This is a genomic window from Dietzia natronolimnaea, assembly GCF_002289575.1.
Classification (GTDB): domain Bacteria; phylum Actinomycetota; class Actinomycetes; order Mycobacteriales; family Mycobacteriaceae; genus Dietzia; species Dietzia natronolimnaea_A.
Map to the genome: position 1 here is coordinate 14,302 of NZ_NTGA01000007.1, position 20,959 is coordinate 35,260.

Annotated in this window: 22 protein-coding genes; 14 read left to right on the top strand and 8 right to left on the bottom strand. The window is 70.1% G+C overall.

Annotated elements, in window-relative coordinates:
- Window positions 1–61: 61 nt before the first annotated feature.
- A complete protein-coding gene (locus CEY15_RS03875; RefSeq protein WP_095717389.1) occupies window positions 62–1,348 on the top strand; it encodes an adenylosuccinate synthase in 1,287 nt (428 codons plus the stop codon).
- A gap of 188 nt (window positions 1,349–1,536) precedes the next feature.
- Window positions 1,537–2,214: a hypothetical protein gene (locus CEY15_RS03880; RefSeq protein WP_095717390.1), complete on the top strand. Its 678-nt coding sequence runs from the start codon at window positions 1,537–1,539 to the stop codon at window positions 2,212–2,214.
- Between the two features lie 111 nt (window positions 2,215–2,325).
- Here the strand turns inward: CEY15_RS03880 and CEY15_RS03885 are convergent, their stop codons facing one another.
- Window positions 2,326–2,604 (bottom strand): hypothetical protein, encoded by a 279-nt coding sequence (locus CEY15_RS03885; RefSeq protein WP_017837888.1) that lies wholly within the window; start codon window positions 2,602–2,604, stop codon window positions 2,326–2,328.
- Window positions 2,605–3,084: 480 nt separating this feature from the next.
- Here CEY15_RS03885 and CEY15_RS18680 point away from each other — a divergent pair, with 480 nt between their 5' ends.
- Window positions 3,085–3,396, top strand: a complete 312-nt coding sequence (locus tag CEY15_RS18680) for a hypothetical protein (protein WP_245847214.1) — start codon at window positions 3,085–3,087, stop codon at window positions 3,394–3,396.
- Between the two features lie 237 nt (window positions 3,397–3,633).
- The gene (locus CEY15_RS18685) at window positions 3,634–3,999 is read left to right on the top strand and encodes a hypothetical protein (RefSeq protein ID WP_245847216.1); all 366 of its coding nucleotides are present in this window, start codon (window positions 3,634–3,636) and stop codon (window positions 3,997–3,999) included.
- A 144-nt stretch (window positions 4,000–4,143) separates the two neighbouring features.
- Here CEY15_RS18685 and CEY15_RS03895 read toward each other — a convergent pair whose 3' ends face one another.
- A complete protein-coding gene (locus CEY15_RS03895; RefSeq protein WP_245847219.1) occupies window positions 4,144–4,524 on the bottom strand; it encodes a GntR family transcriptional regulator in 381 nt (126 codons plus the stop codon).
- Between the two features lie 83 nt (window positions 4,525–4,607).
- Entirely contained in the window at window positions 4,608–5,705 is a 1,098-nt protein-coding gene (locus CEY15_RS03900) for a CaiB/BaiF CoA transferase family protein (protein WP_095717391.1), read from the bottom strand.
- 109 nt (window positions 5,706–5,814) lie between these two features.
- Here CEY15_RS03900 and purT point away from each other — a divergent pair, with 109 nt between their 5' ends.
- The 4 genes from purT to CEY15_RS03920 are packed head-to-tail and all read left to right on the top strand — an operon-like array spanning window position 5,815 to window position 9,580.
- A complete protein-coding gene (gene purT / locus CEY15_RS03905; RefSeq protein ID WP_095717392.1) occupies window positions 5,815–7,089 on the top strand; it encodes a formate-dependent phosphoribosylglycinamide formyltransferase in 1,275 nt (424 codons plus the stop codon).
- 40 nt (window positions 7,090–7,129) lie between these two features.
- A complete protein-coding gene (locus CEY15_RS03910; protein ID WP_095717393.1) occupies window positions 7,130–7,696 on the top strand; it encodes a DUF1648 domain-containing protein in 567 nt (188 codons plus the stop codon).
- Window positions 7,697–7,704: 8 nt separating this feature from the next.
- A complete protein-coding gene (locus CEY15_RS18935; protein ID WP_141244203.1) occupies window positions 7,705–8,217 on the top strand; it encodes a hypothetical protein in 513 nt (170 codons plus the stop codon).
- A complete protein-coding gene (locus CEY15_RS03920) occupies window positions 8,195–9,580 on the top strand; it encodes an alpha/beta hydrolase (RefSeq protein WP_095717395.1) in 1,386 nt (461 codons plus the stop codon). The genes CEY15_RS18935 and CEY15_RS03920 overlap by 23 nt, the downstream gene beginning before the upstream one ends.
- A 26-nt stretch (window positions 9,581–9,606) precedes the next feature.
- On the opposite strand, the gene CEY15_RS03925 is transcribed toward CEY15_RS03920, so the two are convergent.
- A complete protein-coding gene (locus CEY15_RS03925) occupies window positions 9,607–11,073 on the bottom strand; it encodes an FAD-dependent oxidoreductase (RefSeq protein WP_095717396.1) in 1,467 nt (488 codons plus the stop codon).
- A 79-nt stretch (window positions 11,074–11,152) separates the two neighbouring features.
- On the opposite strand from CEY15_RS03925, the gene CEY15_RS03930 reads away from it, so the two are divergent.
- From CEY15_RS03930 to CEY15_RS03940, 3 genes are all read left to right on the top strand, one after another.
- Window positions 11,153–11,569, top strand: a complete 417-nt coding sequence (locus tag CEY15_RS03930) for a rhodanese-like domain-containing protein (protein ID WP_095717397.1) — start codon at window positions 11,153–11,155, stop codon at window positions 11,567–11,569.
- Window positions 11,570–11,652: 83 nt separating this feature from the next.
- On the top strand, window positions 11,653–12,861 hold the full coding sequence (locus tag CEY15_RS03935) for an O-succinylhomoserine sulfhydrylase (RefSeq protein WP_095717398.1): 1,209 nt from the start codon (window positions 11,653–11,655) through the stop codon (window positions 12,859–12,861).
- A 5-nt stretch (window positions 12,862–12,866) separates the two neighbouring features.
- Window positions 12,867–14,006: a hypothetical protein gene (locus tag CEY15_RS03940; protein ID WP_245847221.1), complete on the top strand. Its 1,140-nt coding sequence runs from the start codon at window positions 12,867–12,869 to the stop codon at window positions 14,004–14,006.
- 19 nt (window positions 14,007–14,025) lie between these two features.
- Here the strand turns inward: CEY15_RS03940 and CEY15_RS03945 are convergent, their stop codons facing one another.
- From CEY15_RS03945 to CEY15_RS03960, 4 genes are all read right to left on the bottom strand, one after another.
- Window positions 14,026–14,655, bottom strand: coding sequence for a hypothetical protein (locus CEY15_RS03945; RefSeq protein WP_095717400.1), 630 nt, complete (start codon window positions 14,653–14,655; stop codon window positions 14,026–14,028).
- A 168-nt stretch (window positions 14,656–14,823) separates the two neighbouring features.
- Window positions 14,824–15,672 carry a hypothetical protein gene (locus CEY15_RS18055; RefSeq protein ID WP_141244204.1) on the bottom strand — a complete coding sequence of 283 codons (849 nt, stop codon included), beginning with the start codon at window positions 15,670–15,672 and terminating at the stop codon, window positions 14,824–14,826.
- Between the two features lie 168 nt (window positions 15,673–15,840).
- On the bottom strand, window positions 15,841–17,154 hold the full coding sequence (locus CEY15_RS03955) for an ISL3 family transposase (RefSeq protein ID WP_095717402.1): 1,314 nt from the start codon (window positions 17,152–17,154) through the stop codon (window positions 15,841–15,843).
- A gap of 595 nt (window positions 17,155–17,749) precedes the next feature.
- Complete coding sequence (locus CEY15_RS03960) at window positions 17,750–18,337, bottom strand: signal peptidase I (RefSeq protein WP_245847224.1); 588 nt, start codon at window positions 18,335–18,337, stop codon at window positions 17,750–17,752.
- 292 nt (window positions 18,338–18,629) lie between these two features.
- Between CEY15_RS03960 and fgd the strand changes: the two genes are divergently transcribed.
- The 3 genes from fgd to CEY15_RS03975 all read left to right on the top strand — a co-directional run bounded on the left by fgd (window position 18,630) and on the right by CEY15_RS03975 (window position 20,959).
- Complete coding sequence (fgd, locus tag CEY15_RS03965) at window positions 18,630–19,649, top strand: glucose-6-phosphate dehydrogenase (coenzyme-F420) (RefSeq protein WP_095717403.1); 1,020 nt, start codon at window positions 18,630–18,632, stop codon at window positions 19,647–19,649.
- Window positions 19,646–20,284 carry a suppressor of fused domain protein gene (locus tag CEY15_RS03970; RefSeq protein WP_017837867.1) on the top strand — a complete coding sequence of 213 codons (639 nt, stop codon included), beginning with the start codon at window positions 19,646–19,648 and terminating at the stop codon, window positions 20,282–20,284. Before fgd ends, CEY15_RS03970 begins: the two co-directional genes overlap by 4 nt.
- Before the next feature lie 81 nt (window positions 20,285–20,365).
- Complete coding sequence (locus tag CEY15_RS03975; RefSeq protein WP_095717404.1) at window positions 20,366–20,959, top strand: methylated-DNA--[protein]-cysteine S-methyltransferase; 594 nt, start codon at window positions 20,366–20,368, stop codon at window positions 20,957–20,959.

Genomic DNA, 20,959 nt, shown 5'->3' on the forward strand with positions numbered 1-20,959 from the left:
GCCTGCGGGTCGGTTTTCGTCCCTCACCGAATGACGACACTTTTCGAGGTGAAAGCGAACCATGCCAGCGATCGTCCTGATCGGCGCCCAGTGGGGCGACGAGGGCAAGGGTAAGGCCACCGACATCCTCGGTGGACGCGTCGAGTACGTGGTCAAGCCCAACGGCGGGAACAACGCGGGGCACACCGTGGTGGTGGGCGGCGAGAAGTACGAGCTCAAGCTCCTGCCCGCCGGCATCCTCTCGCCCACGGCCGTGCCGGTGATCGGCAACGGTGTGGTGGTCAACCTCGAGGCGCTGTTCGAGGAGATCGACGGCCTCGAGGCCCGCGGCGCCGACACCTCTCGGCTACGCATCTCCGCCGACGCCCACCTGGTGGCCCCGTACCACCAGGCGCTGGACAAGGTGACCGAGCGGTTCCTGGGCAAGAAGGCCATCGGGACCACCGGTCGAGGCATCGGTCCCACCTACGCGGACAAGGTCTCGCGAGTGGGGATCCGCGTCCAGGACGTCTTCGACGGATCCATCCTGCGGCAGAAGATTGAGGGCGCGCTGCACCTCAAGAACCAGATCTTCGTCAAGATCTACAACCGCCGGGCGGTCGAGGTCGAGGAGATGGTCGAGTACTTCCTCGGATATGCCGACCGGCTCCGGCCCATGGTCAGCGACACCACCCTCATGCTCAACCAGGCCCTGGAGCGCGGCGAGTCCGTGCTGATGGAGGGCGGTCAGGCCACCATGCTGGACGTCGACCACGGCACCTACCCGTTCGTCACCTCGTCCAACCCCACCGCCGGCGGAGCGTGCGTGGGGTCGGGCGTCGGGCCCACCAAGATCACGCACTCGCTGGGCATCGTCAAGGCGTACACCACGCGCGTGGGCGCCGGTCCGTTCCCCACCGAACTCTTTGACAAGTGGGGCGAATACCTGCAGGTCACCGGTGGTGAGGTGGGCGTCAACACCGGTCGCACCCGACGTTGCGGGTGGTACGACGCCGTGATCGCCCGCTATGCCGCGCGCGTCAACGGCTTCACCGACTACTTCCTGACCAAGCTCGACGTGCTCACCGGCATCGGCGAGATCCCGATCTGCGTGGCCTACGACGTCGACGGGGTGCGTCACGACGAGATGCCCATGTCGCAGACCGACTTCCATCACGCCACGCCCATCTACGAGACCATGCCCGGATGGGAAGCCGACATCACCGGGGCGCGCGAGTTCGGTGACCTGCCGCCGGAGGCCCGCGACTACGTGCTGCGGCTCGAGGAGCTGGCCGGCTGCCACATGTCCTACATCGGCGTCGGTCCGGGCCGCGACCAGAACGTGGTGCGGCGCGACATCCTGGGGTGAGCCGGACGGCAGGGCGGCGTCGATCGGCAGGCCGCCCCTTCCGGCGACCCGTTGCGAGTGGGGCGTCGACTCGCGGGTAGGACGTCGACTCGCGGGATCGCGCGACGGGGGAGTCCTACGGGGATATAGTCGCCCTGCGGTCACGGATCTGCGGCCGGCCGCGTCCCCTCGACGATCGGACGACGTTCATGCCTTCCCTCGCCCGTCTCGGCGTCGCCGCCGCGACCACCGTCCTCGCTTCTGTCACGGTCTGCTCAGGGGCGGGGGTGGCGGGAGCGCAGGAACCGCCGGCGGCCCCGTTGACGGCAACGGCCCAGGACGCTCCCGGCTCGACCCACACCAGCCCCAGTGCCCTTACCGTCTCCCGTTCGTCCGGTGAGCCCATCGTGTCCTATGCCAACCGGTCCGGACGCGACCTGTTCTGCCTGACGATCCTGAGTACCGCAGAGGTCGTCGACGCCTACTACGACTTCCTCCGTGCTCTCGGGCCGGACGCGGGGGAGGTCGATCTACCCGTCGAGCTCGAGGCGGCGGTCGAAGCCGCTACGCAGGTCGGCCGATTCGGGTATCTCACCTTCGATTCGGCGCCCGGCTCACGCGGACCCGTCGACCCGGTGTTCGCCGTGCTCCCGGAGGACGAGTCCTTTGCCCTCGAGGCGGTGTCGAGCTGTCGCGGGGACGACTATGTCGAGGTCGAGAGGACGACCTCGGGCGGTTTCCTCGGGTCACTTCCGATGGGCTCTGCGGACCTCTCGGCCGGCGGTGGGGAGCCCGCTGGCTCACTCGCGCTGGGCGCGATCGCCTCGGTCGGTGTGGGTGTCGGCGTCGGAGTGGCCACCGGAGTGATCCCGCCGCCCGCGCTCTGAGCGCTGGGCCGGGCTGGGCTCGGCTGGTCGGCTCGGTTCAGCAACTCGGGTCGGCTCAGCAACTCGGGTCGGCTGGTCGCGTCAGCTGTGGACCGCGGCCCCGCTGACGTGTCAGCTCGGCAGGCCCGGGAACGGTGGGAGCTCGAAGGCGCCACCTGCCACCCCCGCGCCGATGGCCAGAGCTGCCGAGACACCGAGCCCCGCGATGATGAGCAGGCCGGCTCCGATGATCGGGTTGTCCAGTGAACCGCCGTCCGCGGACCCTGATGCCTGCGCGACGTAGGCGACATGGCCTTCCGGCGTGGGACCGGCGTGGGCCGGGGCGACAGCGATAGTGGTGGCGGCAGCCAGAGCGATAGCGGTGGCAGCGGTGGCGGTTCTCGTGATCATGCCCCCACTATCGCGGCGCGGCCGTTCGGCATTACCTACGAGCCTCGTGAGCAGTCCCGGGCAGGGCTGCGCAACCGCCGACACGGGGAATGCAGCGAGTTCCCGGAGGTGTCGGCCGAGTGGCTTCGTCCCAGAACCCGCCGACGATTCCCGGATCGAGACGAGTCTTCACCGAATGCGCTCAGTCGCGCGCCTCGGCCGTCTCTCAACCCCTGGCCTGCTCTCGCGCTTCCGCCTTTGCTCTCGCGCTTCCGCGTCTGCTCGCCCTTCGACCTGTTCTCTCGACCTGTTCTCTCGATTGGAGCGATCGCCGCACGAGCAGTTCTCGCTTCTCCGACCAGCTCGGTGACCGGGCGCAGCTCGGTGACCGGGCGCAGGCTGTGGATGGTCGTCCGCCTCGTCCACAGTGGTCGTCTGGAGGCCGAGGGCAGGGTGATCGCGTAGCACGATGCCACCATGTCGGCGACATCTCCACACACTGTGCGAACTCCGAGGCGTGAGGCAGCCTTCGTCAGAGCCATCTACGGGGGCGAGCCGTTCCTGGTCAACAGTGCATTGGCCACAGGTATCCTCACCAGGCAGGATCTGCGCACCCGCTTCCGGCGGCTGCACCCACGGGTCTATGTGCGGGCGTCGGCCGAGCTCGACACAGCGCAGACCATTCGCGCTGCCTGGTTGTGGGGCGGGCCCCGGTCGGTGATCTGCGGGGGCGCCGCCGGGTACCTGGCCGGGGAGGCGTACTTCGGGGAGGAGCTCGTCCGCCGGGAGGTCCAACTCTGGCGTCCGAGCTAGCGCAGCCCCCCGCCAGGAATCGCCGTCCGCAAGTGGACCGCCACCCCCGAGCATGTGCTGTGGCAGGGGATGGCTGTGACCACCCCGGCAAGAACGGCGATCGACCTCGCCCGGCACCTGGGCTCGGATATCCGGGCAGTCGCGGCGCTGGATTCCATGTGCAGATCGGGTGGCACCGATCCGGACGCGATCGCGGGAGCGGCGTTCGCAATGGCAGGTTAGACCGGGGTCAGGCGCGTGCTGGGGCTCCTGCCCGCCGTGGATCCACTGGCGGAGTCGCCCAAGGAGTCCGAACTGCGGCTGCTCATGAGGCGGACTGATTTGCCGATGTTCGTCTCGCAGGTGGAGGTCAGGGACGAATCCGGCGGTCTCGTGTCGCGGCTCGACCTGGCAAACCGCAGGTGGAAGGTCGGATTGCAGTATGACGGCCACGAACACCTGACCAGGGCCCGCCGAGACGCGGACTCCGTGGCGATGCTGCGCCTGGCATCCCTCGGATGGGAGGTGAGGCGAGTGACGCAAGGGCTGCTGAACACCCCGCGGACGCTCACCCGATTCGTCCACGGGGCATTCGAGAAGCAAGGGTGGGAGCAACCCGGTTGACCGGGTCGCCCCCGATGAACTCCGATGCCAGCCACTGCACGACGATCGCATTCGCCGGAACCCCATCGCGTTCTGTGAAACGGGGTCACGTTCTGCGAGAGGTCTACTCGGCCGATGCGTCCAGGATCGCGCTGGACCGCCTGGTCAGCGCCGGGCGGTCAGCGCAGGTGCCGGAAGGCGTTGCGGACCGCGTCCGCGGCGTCCTCGGCATCGAACCGCCCCCGCGGCCCGCTCTGCGAACTCCTCCGCGGCCCGGGCCAGCACCGCCCCGGGCAGGTCAGCGGCGCAGACGAACGTCCCCGAGCGGCCGCGACCCTCCAACATCCCCGACTCCTCGAGTTCGCGATAGACCTTCGCGGCGGTGGCGGTAGAGACCCCGACCTCCTCCGCGAGCGTGCGCACGGCGGGCATCCGCGTCCCCGCCGTGAGGACACCGCGTCGGATGCCTTCGACGATCTGCCCTTTGAGCTGGCGAAACGGCGGCTCTGCGGAGGCGGGGTCCACGGCCAGGGTCACGCCGGCCACTCGGGAGCCGCCACCCGGCGGATGAGAGGCCACCCGGGAGCCACGGCCCTGCGAGCGAGATGTGAGCCCCGGCTCGCCCATGCTCAGGCCCAGACCTGCTCGACCGGAGTCGCCTCTCGCGGCGGTGCGGCCGGGACGGCGGGCGCAGGGGTACGCGAGAACCGCGGCGCGGGCGCCGGGCCCATGTCCCCGCCGACCTCGACGAAGGTCTCCCTTGCCGTCAGATGGGGATGGGACAGCGCCTCGGTGTAGGTCAGCACCGGGGTCGTGCAGGCGTCGGTGCCGTAGAAGAGCTCGGCCCACTCGTCGCGGGGCTTCTCGGCGAACTTGGCCGCGATGATCTCGCGCAGCTCGTCCCACCGGTCCATGTCGAACTGGCCGGGCATGCCTTCGCCGTCGATGCCGAGCAACCGGGCGAACTCGGCGTAGAACTGCGGCTCGAGGCAGCCCACGGCCATGAATTTGCCGTCAGAGCAGGTGTAGACGTCGTAGAAGGGGAAGCCGGTGTCGAGCATGTTGGTCCCGGCGACGTCCGACCACTGGTCCCGGGCGCGCATGGCCCACTGGAACTGGCCCAGCACGGAGGCACCGTCGGTCATGGCGGCGTCGATGACCTGGCCCTTGCCGGAGGTCGCCCGCTCGATGATCGCGGCGAGAATGCCCTGGATGAGGAACATCGAGCCACCGCCGAAGTCGCCGACCAGGTTGAGCGGCGGCACGGGGCGCTCGCCTTTGCGGGCGGTGGCGTTGAGGTGGCCGGTGAGCGAGATGTAGTTGAGGTCGTGACCGGCGGTGTGGGCGAGCGGGCCGTGCTGACCCCACCCGGTCATCCGCGCGTAGACGAGCCGGGGGTTGAGCTCGAGGCTCTCCTCGGGGCCGAGTCCCATGCGTTCGGTCACCCCGGGGCGGAAGCCCTCGACCAGCACGTCGGCCTTGGCGATCAGGCCCCGGACCTGCGCCAGCCCGTCCTCGCTCTTGAGGTCGGCCTCCACCACGGTCCGGCCCCGCCGGGTGATGTGCGCCCAGCCGTCGGCGGACCTGGCGAGCTCACCGGGGCGCATGACGGTCACGACGTCCGCGCCCAGGTCGGCGAGCATCATGCACGCGTGGGGGCCGGGGCCGATTCCGTTGAGTTCGACGACGCGGATGCCGGCCAGGGGGCCGGAGGAGGCAGTGGTCACAGGTGTGCCCTTTCGTGTGGCGTTGCACACAAGTTATCTCCTGCCGGTCCGCGGGAGCGGGGGAGCACGCGATAGAGGCCGGCGACGGAGGTCTACTAGCGTGGGCGCCATGACCGCAGCGCACGATCCCCTCGCCCCGCCAGTCGTCGACCGCTTTGGCACGCCGGGCACCCCGGACGCGACCCGCGTGATGCTGCTCGGCTCGGGTGAGCTGGGCAAGGAGGTGACGATCGCGCTCCAGCGCCTCGGCGTGGAGGTGATCGCGGTGGACCGCTACGCGGGCGCCCCCGCCCACCAGGTCGCCCACCGCAGCCACACGATCGACATGACCGACTCGGGCGAGGTGCGCCGGGTGGTGGAACTCGAGAAGCCGCAGGTGATCCTGCCGGAGATCGAGGCCATCGCCACCGCCGCGCTGGCGCAGATCGAGCAGGACGGGCTGGCCCGGGTCGTGCCCACCGCCCGGGCCGTGCAGCTGACCATGGACCGCGAGGGCATCCGCCGCCTGGCGGCCGAGGAGCTGGGTCTGCCCACGAGCCGCTACGCGTTCGCCTCCTCGCTGGAGGAGCTGCAGGAGGCGTGCGCTCAGATCGGGTTCCCGTGCCTGGTCAAGCCCACGATGTCGTCGTCGGGAAAGGGACAGTCCTCCCTCCACGGCCCCGAGGACGTGGAGGCGGCGTGGACCTACGCCCAGTCCGGTGCGCGGGTGACGGGGGCGCGCGTGATCGTGGAGTCGTTCGTGGACTTCGAGTACGAGATCACCCTGCTCACCGTCCGCAGCGTGGACCCGCGGACGGGGGAGATCCGGACCGACTTCTGCGAGCCGATCGGTCACCTTCAGGAGCGCGGCGACTACGTCGAATCGTGGCAGCCGCAGGCCATGACGCAGGACGCCTACGACTCGGCGCGCTCGGTGGCGGCGCGCGTGACCGGTGCGCTCGGCGGGGTGGGCGTGTTCGGGGTGGAGCTGTTCGTGCAGGGAGTGGACGTCTACTTCTCCGAGGTCAGCCCGCGGCCGCACGACACCGGTCTGGTGACGCTGCGCAGCCAGGTCCTCAGCGAGTTCGACATGCACGCGCGGGCCGTCCTGGGACTGCCGGTGGTCACCACCATGTCCAGCCCGGGCGCGTCGGCGGTGATCTACGGCGGGTCCGGTATCGGCGGCGCCGGCCAGGACGGCTCCGCAGGCGGGACGGCCGAGGGGGTCGGGTTCGAGGGTGTGGCCCGCGCGCTCGCCGTGCCGGAGTCGGACCTGCGACTGTTCGGCAAACCCTCGGCCAGCGAGTTCCGCCGTATGGGCGTGGCCGTGGCCACCGCCGAGGACGTGGAGACCGCGCGCGAGCGGGCCCGCGAGGCCGCCTCGCGGGTGACGGTGGTGAGGTAGGCGTGCGCCGCACCGCCGCCGGGTCGGGAGGCTCCGCTATATGACGACGACGAATTCTGTTGCCGACGAGGCCCGCGGCCTGCCGAAGGAGCCGACCAGCCCCTGGATCCTGATTCTGGTCGTGGCCACCGTTGTGGCATGGCTGGCGGTGCTGGCCTGGCAGGTGATGGTCCTGCCGGAGCGGGTGCCCACGCACTTCGGCTCGGGCGGGGAGCCTGACGGCTGGTCCAGCAAGGCCGGCGCTCTGGCGTTCTCCTCGCTGCTGCCGCTCACGGTGTTTGTGTTGATCCCGCTCACGTCCCTGCTCGTTCTCCGGGCGCCCGAGTTCATCAACGGACCCCGCAAGGAGTGGTGGACGGCCACCGCGCCGAGGCTTCGCCGGTTCGAGCGGCTGCTGCGTGAGGATCTGTGGCTGATCACGGTGGTCACCCTGGCGCTGCTGGTGGCGATGCAGGTGGGGATCGTGCGCGCCGCCGAGAGTCCGGATCAGCGCATGCCGGAGGAGTTCCTGTTCGGCGGGATGGCGGTGTTCGGCGTCGGGCTCGTCGCGGTGATGGTGCGCATGTACGCCGGCAACCGGTACGCCGAGCAACCCGATCTGGACTGAGCCTGTGGATGGTCGTCCGATCTATCCACCGACCGCTCTCGCGGGCCGGATCCGGCGCGGCCACGCCCCTAGCGTGGATCCCCGAGCGGCCCGGACTGTCGGGCCCGGAGGGGGCGGGACTGATGGCGGGATCGAGCACGGGGTCGGGATCGAGTACGGGCGCGGGGTCGGTTACAGGGGCGGGACCAGTGGCCGCGGCGCTGGTGGCGTTCGAGCGGGTCGCGGTGGTGGCCGAGGCGGCCCGGGTTCGTGAGGCCGGGGTGCGTGCCGCCGACCAGGCGGGATCGCTGGCCGCGGCGCTCGAGCAGGCGGCTGCCGCGGCGGGCGGGACGGGGGCCGGGCCGCCCGGTGGGGTGCTCAGCGGGGCGGCCCTGGCGGAGTGCGCGGCGTTGCTGGCGCGCAGGGCTCGGGACGGGGTCCGGGAGACAGAGCAGCTCGCCGGTCGCATGGAGAGCGCGGCCGAGCTGCTGGTCGGGGTCGACGAGGAGGTGGCCCGGGGTGTCGCCGGCGCAGGGGGCTGAGGCGCTGGTCGTGGCCCTCGACCACGCCGAATCCCGGGCCGCGGCGGTGGGGCGCGAGATCGCCGACACGGCAGCGGACCTGGACTCGGTGGGCCTCAGGCTCGGAGGGGCCGGCGGCTGGTCCGGCCACGCGGGGGCGCGGGCCCGCGGGCGCGTGGGGGACGCCGCCGCCGAGGCCAGGATGGTCTCCGGGGCCTGCCTCTACCTGGCGGACGTGCTGCGGGTGGAGGGCTCGAGACTGTCGAGGGCGCTCATCACCTGGGCAGATGACGAGCGCGAGCGCCCGGGCGGGGGCGACGTCACGGAGGTTCGGGATGCCGATCTGGCCCTGGCGGTACGACTGCGCGACGCGGCCGACTCCCTCGCCGGTTACTCGGACGCCGCGACCGTGGCCTGCCTCGACCTGTCCGGGACGACCGACGACGATCCCCGCGCCGTGGCCGGGCTGTGGCACTCCCTCGGTCCGGCGGAGAGGGAACGACTCGCCCGCGACCACCCGGAGCTGGGGTCGGTGGCCGGGGTGTCCTCCGCCACGCGGGACGCGATCAACCGGACGCGACTACGCAGGCTCATGGAGTCGGGGACGACCCCCGGGCTCGACGCACTCGGCGAGCACCTCGCCGAAGACCCCGCTCGCCTCCTACTGGCACTGCACCCGGACGGTCGGGCCGTGGTGGCGAGCGGGGATCCCGACGGGGCGGACGGCGTGGTCACACTGATTCCCGGCACTGGCTCGTCGGTGGAGTCGATCGATCGCACCGCCGAGCGCGCGCGGGCGGTGTGCGACGCGGGTGCGGACCCTGGCGCCGGGTCGTGCGTCTCCGTGTCGTGGCAGGGCTACCACGCCCCGGACGACGTCGCCGCGGCCGGGTTCTCGGCGGCGCCCGCGCGTGCGCACGCCCGGGACCTGCGGACCTTCGCGGCGGGACTGGACGCTGTCGAGAGCATGGACGGCGTGGACTCCCCGCACACCGCGGTGGGCTACAGCTACGGCTCGGCGGTCCTGGGCGCGGCGGCGGCGGACCCGCGCGGGCTGGCCGCGGACCGGATGATCCACGTCGGCAGCCCCGGCGCGACCGTCGACTCGGTGGCGGAGCAGTGGGTCGACGAGGGCGGGACCGCGCGGCCGGCCGGGGAGCGGGAGGTCGTGGGCGTGGCCTCGCGGTGGGATCCGGTGCCGTGGTGGTCGACCACCGGTGTGCTGGGTGCGCGGCCGGGGACGGAGGAGTTCGGGGGGCTCACAGTGGACGTGACCGAGCCGGGATCCGGAGCCGCGTCGACCCGGGGCGCGCACTCGGCCTACTTCGACCCCGGGACCGTGTCGCTGGCGGAGATCGGCAGGCTCGTGGCGGGCCGCGAGTGACCACCGGATCCGCCACGGGGCCGGCGCTAAGGAGTGTCGGTGGCTGCGTCGGTCTCGGGGGAGTCCACAGGCCCGCGGGCCGCGACGAGCATCTCCTCCCGCCCCCCGAGCTTGGTGCGCTCGCGACCCGCCTCCTGCCCCAGGGCGCGTTCGCGGGAGTCGATCGCCGCCCACCCGCTGCCGTCGATCACGGACACGCCCCGCTCGGCGAGCAGGTCGCGGACGGCCTGCGGGTCGGTGTCGGAAGGGTCGACGAGGGTGCCGGCCTCGATGTCCTCGGTGAGGGCGTGCACCGTGTCCACCGCGCAGTGGCGGTTGGTGCCGATCACGCCGGTGGGCCCGCGCTTGACCCACCCGGCGACGAACAGCCCCTGCACGGGCTCCCCGCCGGGTTCGGTGAGCACCCGGCCACCGTCGTTGGGGATGGTGGCGGTCCGGTCGTCGAAGGGCACGCCCTCCAGCGCGTCGGAGCGGTATCCGACAGCGCGGTAGACGGCGTCGACGGCGAGCTCCTCGAACTCACCGGTGGGGCGCACCCGGGTCCCGTCCGGCTCGGTGCGCTCCAGCCGGAGGCCGGTCACGAACCCGTCGGGGCCGAGGATCTCGACGGGACTGCGGTGGAAGCGGAAACGCACCACGCGCCCGCCGGCGGCGAGCGCGGCCTCCTCGGCCGCGTCGGCGGACTCGTGACCCGCCTCCGCCTGCGCGGATGCCCACTTGGCCAGCTGATCGCAGACCTGCCCGGCCCGGCGATCGTGTTCCAGGTGGTCGCGCGCCTCGTCGTCGTACTCCAGGTCGGCCGGGTCCACCACGATGGTGACACCCTCCACCTTGTCCATCTCCCGCAGCTCCAGGGGGGTGAACTTGGCGTAGGCCGGGCCGCGGCGGCCGGTCACGGTGACGACGCGGGTGGCGCTGGTGCCGAAGCCCTCGCGGACGTGCTCGGGGATGTCGGTGGCCTCGAGCTGCTCGGGCGTGCGCACCAGCATCCGCGCGATGTCGAGCGCGACGTTCCCCACGCCCACCACGGCGGCGCGTTCGGCGGTCAGGGCCCAGTTGCGGTCGGCGTCCGGGTGGCCGTCGTACCAGGTGACGAACTGCGCGGCCCCGAAGGAGCCCTCGAGGTGTTCGCCGGGGATGCCCAGTTCGCGGTCGGCGAGGGCGCCGGTGGCCAGGATGACGGCGTGGTAGAACCGGGGGACGTCGTCCAGGGTGAGGTCGCGTCCGAACTCGACGTTGCCGAGGAAGCGGATCCGCGGGTCGGTGACGATCGACTCCAGCGTGCGGGCGATGCCCTTGATGCGAGGGTGGTCCGGGGCGACCCCGTGGCGCAGCAGGCCGTAGGGCACGGGCAGCTTGTCGATGCAGTCCACGACGATGTCCCTGCCGTGCTGGTCAGCCCACGCCAGGAGGGCCTCGCAGGCGTAGACGCCCGCCGGTCCGGAACCGACGACGGCCACTCGGACGGGGGCGGCGGAGGGGGTGGGGGACATGGCCCGATCATGGCACGGGGGCGCGCCCGGCGGACCTCGACCGGGCGGACTGGTGCGAGGGGGAGCATAATCAGGGCCCATGAGCGATTACGCCGGGGACCTCGCGCCGCGACAGGCGTGGGATCTGCTCGCCTCCGACCCCTCCGCCGTCCTGGTGGACGTGCGCACGAGTGCCGAGTGGCAGTGGGTCGGCGGCGCCGACCTGTCGGAGCTGGGCAGGCGCGCGGTGGGAATCGAGTGGATGACCTCGGCGGGCGAGCCCAACCACCGCTTCCTGGAGCAGCTCGGCCAGGCGGGCGTGGACGCGGACACGCCGGTCCTGTTCCTGTGCCGCAGCGGGCACCGGTCGGCCGCCGCCGCGAGCGCCGCCACCGCCGCCGGTCTGGGCCCCGCCTACAACGTGGCCGAGGGATTCGAGGGCGACCCGGACGCGGCGGGCCACCGCGGTTCGGTCAACGGGTGGAAGGTCGCGGGACTGCCCTGGCGACAGTCCTGATCCGCCTGACCCACCCCCGCCGAGCCCGCCACGATTACCGACCCGCCACCCGCACCACCGACCACACACTCAGAAAGCAGCGGATGAGAAACAACGAGCTCCCCGACGGACTCCACCCCGACACCCTGGGGGTGCGGGCCGGGCAGATGCGCACCGGTTTCGAGGAGACCGCCGAGCCGATGTTCCTCAACTCCGGCTACGTCTACGAGTCGGCGGAGGCGGCCGAGGCGTCGTTCAACGGGGACCTCCAGCGGTTCGTGTACTCCCGCTACGGCAACCCCACCGTGGCGATGTTCCAGGAGCGGCTGCGGCAGATCGAGGGCGCCGAGGCGTGTTTCGCCACCAGCTCCGGGATGTCGGCGGTGTTCGTCTCGCTGGCCGCGCTGCTCGGCAACGGTTCGCGGCTCGTGGCCTCGCGGGCGTTGTTCGGCTCCTGTTACGTCATCTGCGCGGAGATCCTGCCCCGCTGGGGCGTGGAGACGGTGTTCGTGGACGGCGCCGACCTGGACCAGTGGCGTGAGGCGCTCAGCCAGCCGACCGACGCCGTGTTCTTCGAGACCCCCTCCAACCCCATGCAGGAATTGGTGGACGTGCGGGCGGTCTGCGATCTGGCGCACGAGGCCGGCGCGCAGGTGGTGGTGGACAACGTCTTCGCCACCGTCCTGCACCAGAAGCCGCTCGAGCTGGGCGCGGACATCGTCGTCTACTCGGCCACCAAGCACATCGACGGCCAGGGCCGGGTCCTGGGCGGAGCCGTGTTGGGGCCGGAGGAGTACATCGCCGGACCAGTGCAGAACCTGATGCGTCACGCAGGGTTCGGTATGAGCGCCTTCAACGCCTGGGTGTTGCTCAAGGGCCTGGAGACCATGGGCCTGCGGGTCGAGCGCATGTCCGCCAACGCGCTCGAGGTGGCGCGGTTCCTCGAGTCGCACGACGCGGTGGACTGGGTCCGGTACTCGATGCTGCCGTCGCACCCGCAGTACGACCTGGCCCGCGAGCAGATGTCGGGCGGGGGATCGGTGGTGACGTTCGGTCTGAAGTTCGACGACGACGAGGCGGACCGGGGCAAGGGACGGTGCTTCTCGCTGCTCAACGCGCTGAGGATCATCGACATCTCCAACAATCTGGGCGACGCCAAGACCCTGGTCACCCATCCCGCGACCACTACCCACGCGTCAATGGAGCCCGAGGCGCGCGCTGCCGTGGGGATCGCCGACAACGTGGTCCGCCTCTCGGTGGGTCTGGAGTTCGCCGGAGACCTCATCGAGGACTTGCGTAGGGGTCTAAACTAAGTTTCATGCGGTCACATGGCGGCGCGTCCCGGACGAGGGTGGCGGTGCTGCCCGCCGCTCATCCCGCCGTCCGCCGGATCACCGGGCTGGGGTGCTCGGAGCGCATCGAGATCGTGCCGATCCGGCCGGGCGCGGTCAACGGCGAATCCCACCCCGGCACGTACGCCAGGGACCCCGGTCCGGCCCCCGATCCGGACCTGGATCACGTGGACGTGGCCCACGTCCATTTCGGTTACGACTACCTGAATCCCGAGAGTGCCCGGGATGTGATCGAGTACCTCTCCCGAGCCGGGGTCCCCATGGTGTTGACCGTGCACGACATCGTCTACCCCTCCCACGAGGACGCGCGGCCACACCGCAGTCACACCGGCACGCTCGTCGGGGCCGCGGCGCAGGTGCTGACGCTGACCGAGGTCGCGGCGCGGGAACTGTGGGTGAGGTGGGGCGTGGACGCGATGGTGGTGCCTCATCCCAGGTTGCTCGACGAGACCGAGGTCTCCGCCGCCATCCGCGCATCCCGACATCTCCGGGCTCCCGGGGACATCGTGGTGGGGGTGTTGTTGGAACGGATGGGCGAGAACATCGAGGGGCCCGAACTCCTGGATCTGCTGGCGCCCGTGGCGGCCGGCCGGCGCGGCGCGCACCTGCGGATCGTCGTGGAGTCCCAGGCCTGGCGTGATGCGTGCGGCGAGGACCGCGAGAGCGGCGGGCACCACCTGGTCGCCGAACTCGCGGCGGAGGGCGGGTGGGAGTCGGTGCGGCTGACCCGCTACGAGGCCCGGGACCTCGGGCCGTTGCTCGCCGAGTTCGCCGCCCTGGACGTGTGCGTGCTGCCGTACCGCTTCGCCACCCACTCCACCTGGCTGGAGATGTGCCGGGACCTGGGGGTGGCGCCGGTGCTCCCGGCCGTGGGGTTCCTGCGCGAGCAGTGGTTCGATCGGTGCGATCCGGACGAGCACTCCGGTGAGGTGTACGACCCCCGGGATCCCGGCAGCCTGACGTGGGCGGTGCACACCGCGATCGACGAACCCCGGTCGGCGCCGCCGCGCATCGAGGGCGCCGATCCCAGGATGGTGATGGCCACGCACGAGCGGGTGTACCGGGCCGCGGCCCGTCGACGTGGGGTGCAGAGCGACGTCTCGTGAGGTCGGGTTGCCGCGAGCGTCAGGTTCCGGCGTCCGCGCGGGTGATCTCGATGGGCCAGGCGAGCATGAGGACCGAGTCGGGGGCCGGGGACGCCGAGTCCATGCTCAGCTCGAGGCACACGGTCACGGGCGGTCCGGCGGTGGTCCGGGTGGCGGCGGGCAGCACGAGCGGCTGGCCGACGGTGGCGGCGTCCACGGGTTCGGGCTGGCCCGCGTCTCCGACCAGGATGCTGGGGGCGCCACTGGCGAACGTGGGCGCGGCGCAGGCGCCTCCACTCGTGGTGACCGCCCGGATCCTGACCTCGGCGGCAGTCGCGGGATCGCCCTCCACCAGCGCGCCCCTGTCGATCACCACGTGGGCGTCCGCGAGGGAGTCCACGCTCGTCCTGAGGGTCAGGGGCTGGTACGCGGACCGGGTGCGCAGCGCCGCGGTGTCCACCCGGACGGGGAAGTGTCCTCCGTAGCTGGAGATGGGCGCGGTCCAGGTGGTGCCGAAGTCGGTGGAGGCCTGCACGGACCAGGATGAACTGCGCAGGGCCTGCTCGCGGGCGTCCTCCCCGCGGTCCTGCATGACGAGGGTGGCTCCCAGTGCACAGGCGGAGGCGGAACCGAGGGCGACCAGCGCGGTGGCCGCGTGTCGAATCCGCATAGCTCCTCCGAAAGCCATCACCCGGCGGTCGGACCGGGAGTGGGCTCCGGTGCGGGCTGACCCGCGATGACCGCCGATTCATCCAGGTTATGGTCGCCAGTAGCCGAATCGTTACATTTACGCCCGGTGCGTGGCGAATCTCACCGACGGCCCCGGTCGAGGGGCGCGTCAACGCACATACACAACCGTGCCGGTCTCGCGGTTGATGGCGGCCCTTCGCCACCCGTCGGAGTCAGGATCACTCGACGTGAATGTCCTCCAGTCGCCGCTCGGGCGGGTCCCTTCATTGATCCAGGTGCCGAGCGCGGGGAGGGCGGTGGGGGCGTCGGGGGGCACGGCGCCGCCCTTGACGACGACGTCGAGATCTTCTCCGTCCACCTCGACGGTTCCCACGGTGGTCGTCTGTGCGGACGCCGACAGAGTGCCGGGGGCGGAGGGGATCACGATGGTCTGGCTCTCCTGTTGCGCCGTGGTGGTCTGGGCAATGGTGGTTTGCTTGGTCGACGTAGACGGTGCCGAGGTGGGCGTCATTGTCGCAGTGGTGGTGCGCCGAGCGGGTGTGGCCGGGGTGCTGCTCGATTCACTCTTATCCGAGGGATCGGAAGGGTACGGGCCGTCCCCAGTCTCGAGCTGCGTGTGCTCGGACATGGAGGCGGTGGGGTCATCTGTACCGTCGCCATCGGTGGAGGCGTCTTCTAGAGCATCCTCCGCAGTCATCGCTTGAGCCGCCATGGGGGACGCCGCCCCGGATGTGACGGCAGGATTGTTTTCAGTTGGACGGTTGGGGATGTTTGGCAATTGGCGCGAGTTTCCACATTCAGCTCTCGCGAGAATGGCATTGACAGACCATCGATCGCCACCGAAGAGCGATGTCGTCTCCACTCTGATCGCTAATTGTGCCCAGGCATGGCTGAACTCTTCGTGATAGGTGTAGCGGAGGTCCAGTTGATATCTGTAGGATAACGGGACATCTCGGTTCCCAGAGGTTGAGGTGACTTCTGCCGTGGGGATTGCCACTGTGACAGAATCCGAACCCGAACCTAAGACGAATGAACCATTGCTGGTTATTCCGGTCGCCCCTTTTGTTCCCGGTGTGCAGCTGGCTGTCACTCGGATCGGGCTCGATGAGTTGCTGTAACTAACAAGCGGGGTCTGCGGATTGCCAAGTAACGGGCTCTTCCGGAATCAGAGTGCATTGATCCGATCCTGAAGCCGGCCGGAGTGGATCAGTGACCGCAAGATGTAGTGCTTGAGGTTGCGGAAGCCCAGGGCGATCCCGCGGAGGTGTTCCAGTCGGCCGTTGATGGCCTCGACGGGTCCGTTGGAGGCGCCCACGTCGAAGTACGCGAGGATTTCGCGGTGCCGCTTCCACAATGACCGGCCGAGCTGCGCGAGCTCCGGGAGTTCTGCGGGTACACCGGTCCGGATCGAGCGCAGGAGCTTGTACATCGCGATCTTGCCCTCCCGCTTGCCGGCGGCGTCGTAGGCGGCGATGAGTCGCTGGTAGACGCCGTAGGTGACCTCGACCGCCGCGTGCGCATCATGGGCGGTGAACGTCTTGAACAGGCGCACCTTCTGCTTGTCGGTGAGCAGCTCGGCTCGGGTGTTCAAGGTCCGGCGGATGCCGTACAGCGGATCGCCCGTGCGGCCCCGGTGCCCGGTGGTGGCCTGCTGGATGCGTTGGCGGCACACGGTGAGCTTGTCGGCGGCCAGGCGCACGACGTGGAAGGGGTCCATCACCGTCCGGGCAGCGGGAACGGCTTTGGCGGCGGCGGAGTGGTAGCCGGCGAACCCGTCCATCGTGACCACCTTGACTCGGTCTCGAAACACCTGGTCACGGGCGTCGAGCCACTCGGTGAGCACCTTGGCCGAACGCCCCGGGACCATGTCTAACAGGCGAGACGGGCCGGTGCCGTCCACGACCGGGGTCAGGTCGACTAGGACGGTGACGAATGAGCTGCTGCCGTCACCGCGCACGTGCTTCCATTTGTGCTCGTCGACTCCGAGAATGCGGACGCCGTCGAAGTGGCCGGGCTGGTCGTAGACGATCGTGCGAGTCTCCGACAGTGCTAGATCGTTGACCAGATCCCACCCCAGCCCGAGGGCCTTCGCGACCGCGGACACGCTGGTGCGGTCGATCGCCAGACGCTGCAGGATCCAGCGGCTGCAGCGACGCGTGGTCTTGGCCCGCGGCTCAGCCAACGCCGGCATCCGCTGCTGGAAGATGCGCGTCTCGCATTCGATGTTGTCGCAGGTGAAGCGCGGTACTCGCACATGCAGCCTGGTGGGTTGCCCGACGATCGGCAGATCGGTCACCTTCCGCTCGACGTGGTCTCGCAGGCGCCCCGCCATCCCGCACTCGGCGCAGATCGGGTCCAGTGTGACCGGGGCGCAGAACAGGTGCGTGAGCTCGTCGGCCACGGCGGCGTCGGCGATGGTCACCCCCAACTCGACGGTGCGGCAGATGGTGTCGGCAAGCAGGCTGGCGGTAGCGTTCAAAGCGGGTCCTGGGGTGTTCGATGCGTGGCGTAGGAACCTGCATCTTCACACGCCCCAGGACCCCTACATCTTGTGCCTCACCGCATCACCGGCGAACCCCAGCTACGCACTCCGAATCCGGAAGAGCCAAGTAACGACGTCGAGGCGTGCACGCTGAATTGGCTTAGCGATGTTGCGGCGAAGCTATTTGCTTCTGGCGCCGTCTCAGGAGGATTGCATATCTCGTTTGTGAGTTTGTCGGAGCGGGCACACCGGACTCCTTGGGCGCTAACCGGAAGAAAACCAAGAACTCCGCTTGAGTTGTGCGGCTGAGTATTCGTCTGGGTCTGGGGAGTTTGACCGGTTGTCCGCGACGCGGTGAAGGGGCCCATGTCCGAGCCGACTAGTATGCGATTGATAGTTCCATAAGCCCCTATGGACCTTGCGTAATTCAACCCTGCGAATTCGCTGGCGGTAAAGGACGCGTTGGTGTGGATGGCGTCGGCCCAGGATGCCTCGGTGAGTGCAATGGGGGCCACGTTTGCCGCAGTGGTCGCCAGTACGGCGACCGCGGAGACGGCCATGGCCACAGCCCTCCACTTGCCCGAGCGCCTGGTCATGACTTCCTCGCCGAGGTGTGAGCGCTCTGCTTGCGGGGCCAGAAGGCCCACACCACCAACAAGGACGCCGCGACGGTAATCCCCGCCATGTGTGTGGGCTGGCCGATCGCCGCCACCGCGTAGGCGAGACCGGGGGCGTGCCATAGGACTCTCTTGACCTCGGTCACCTCGTACGGCTGTGAGTCGGGCGAGTCGTTAGCGTCGCCCTTCATCGTGATCGAGTAGACCTCCCCGCCTACCGGCATCGTCGAGACCACCCGGTGGGTGACCGGAAGCTGTCCGTCGCCGCGCGCCACCGTCGTCACGTCGCCGACCCGGATGTCGGACGCCGGGATCTGTCTGACGACCGCGAGTGATCCGGTCGGGATAGTCGGGGACATCGACCCGGTCTTGAACATGATCAGACTGATGTTGAGGGCAAACGCGGCGATGGTCGCGATAATGCAGATCACCCCGAACACCGCGAGCGCAGTGAGTACGCCGTCTTCGATGATGGCCCAGACGCTCTTGCGGCTCGAGGGCTGAGTGGTGGCGGCCGCTTGGTCGGTGACATCTGCTGACGAGCCGGACATGGCGACGCTCACCGTGCGCCGCACGCGAGTATCGAGCCGGTTCTCTCCGTGGGCGCCTCACCGGACGCGGCTGAGCCCCGGCACCGAGACAGAGGGAGTATCTCAGGTGAGGTCAAGTGATCACGTCCTTGGGAGCGGCATTGGGGGTTACTCAGGAATTTATCAGCATGTTTCGTGGGGGTCGGGGCGAGGCCGTCTCGGCGTGACGCCCGGAACTCCGGTGCGGCGGCGCTGGCATACTCGGCTGTAGTGCCCCGACAGCGATGTCGGTGAAGTCGCTCACACAACCTCTGAGGAGTCGTCGATGCCCCCCACCTCCGCCCTGAAGCTAGGGTACAAGGCCTCGGCCGAGCAGTTCGGCCCGCGCGATCTGGTCGAGTACGCGGTCCTGGCGGAGCGGGCGGGCATGGACTCGGCCACGGTCTCGGACCATTTCCAGCCGTGGCGTCACGACGGCGGGCACGCCCCGTTCTCCCTCGCGTGGATGACGGCCGTGGGGGAGCGCACCGAACGCCTGCAGCTGGGTACCTCAGTGCTCACGCCCACGTTCCGCTACAACCCGGCGGTGCTCGCGCAGGCCTTCGCGACCATGGCGTGCCTCTACCCGGGCCGCGTGTTCCTGGGCGTGGGCACCGGTGAGGCGCTCAACGAGATCGCCACGGGCCACCAGGGGCAGTGGCCCGAGTTCAAGGAGCGGTTCGCCCGCCTGCGCGAATCGGTCCGCCTCATGCGCGAGCTGTGGACCGGCGAGACCACCAATTTCGACGGCGACTTCTACACCACCAAGGACGCGTTCCTCTACGACGTGCCCGAGGGTGGGGTGCCGGTCTACATCGCCGCCGGAGGTCCGGTGGTGGCCAAGTACGCCGGCCGGGTGGGCGACGGCTTCATCTGCACCTCGGGCAAGGGCATGGAGCTCTACACCGACAAGCTCCTGCCGGCGGTGGAGGAGGGCGCGGGGATCAACGACCGCGACTCCTCCCTGATCGACCGGATGATAGAGATCAAGATCAGCTATGACCCCGATCCGGCCGCGGCGCTGGAGAACTGCCGTTTCTGGGCGCCGCTGTCGCTGACCCCGGAGCAGAAGCACTCGGTGGACTCGCCGCGGGAGATGGAGCGCCTGGCCGACGAGCTGCCGATCGAGCAGGTGGCCAAGCGGTGGATCGTGGCCTCGGACCCGGACGACGCGGTGGCGCAGGTCAAGCAGTACGTCGACGCGGGCCTGAACCACCTGGTGTTCCACGCGCCCGGCCATGATCAGAAGCGGTTCCTCGACCTGTTCAAGACCGATCTCGAGCCGCGGTTGCGTGAGCTGGCGTGACCGGCGAGAGCACAGTGCCGGGCCCGGGCAAGGCGGACCTCTCCGGTCTCGAGAGCCTCTTCGGCGAGGCCGAGTCGGTTCGCGTCCTGCGCTACCCGCACGAGACGGAAGCCGACGAGGAGGGGCAGACCGCCCAGTGGCACTGCGACGTCGTCGTCGTCGACAACGTCCCCGCGCCCGGGTTCACCACCTACGCCACCGTCGGCGCGCGGCAACTGCCCACCAACGTCACCACGCCCGAGGGGCGGCAAATCCGCAGTGAGTTCGTCACCGTGGGCCGCACCGGCCACCGCGCCATGGCCGACGTCCTGGACGCGTGCGCGCTGGCCGTGGCCTCAGGGTCCATCCACGTGGCGCCGGGTGCGGTGATCCCGAACGCGATGGGGCTGGTCGACTCCGGCCGGCGCTGCGAGCACCTGGTCCTGGCCCCGCCGTTCCTGTGGCCCGAGCTGCAGGTCGTCGACGAGACCGGCGGGCCGGACGGAACCGGGCCCCTGCTCACGCGGCTACAGGCGGTGCCCATCACCACCGCCGAGATGTCGGCGGTCGCCCGCGACGGCGCCGAGACGCTGTTCGAGCGCCTCGACACGGCCGATGCCGACGTCACCAACCCGGACCGGCCGAGCGTGGTCTGAGGCGTGACCTCGACGCGCGGGACTTCGACTCACGGGACTTCGACTCAGGGGACAACGACGCGCGGGACCACGGGAAGGGCCGTGCGGGTTCTCGACACGCCCGCCGGATGGGTTGTCGTCGAGGCCACGGCGACCGGTGTGTCGCGCCTGGACCAGGTGGGTCCCGACCCGCTCGGTGCGGACCGGGACCCCGCCCCGGGGTTCCCCGTTGAACCCTCCGACGACGACGACGAGGCGGGCGGCGCCGAGCCCGGTGCCGAGACCGGCGCGGCGGCCGAGCACCTCGATCGGCTGGCGAGCCAGCTCGAGGCCTACTTCGCCGGCCGGTTGCGGGCGTTCGACACCCCCGTGGACTGGGTGGCCGCAGGTGTGCACGATGAGTTCTCCCGCGAGGCCTACCGCGAGATCCAACACATCCCGTACGGAGAGACCTCGACCTACGGCCAGGTCAGCGTGGACGCGGGCCGGCCGCGCAACGCCCGCCGGGTGGGCCGGTTGTGCACCCTCGTGCCCGTGCCGTTCCTCATCCCCGTGCACCGGGTCATCCGCGCCGACGGTGGCATGGGCCATTGTCCCGAGTACCGTCTGCGGCTCCTCGAGCACGAGCGGCGCAATCTCACCGCGGCGGTCCCGGTGCCGTTCCCCGGCGACGGTGTCCGGAACGGTGGCCCCTGA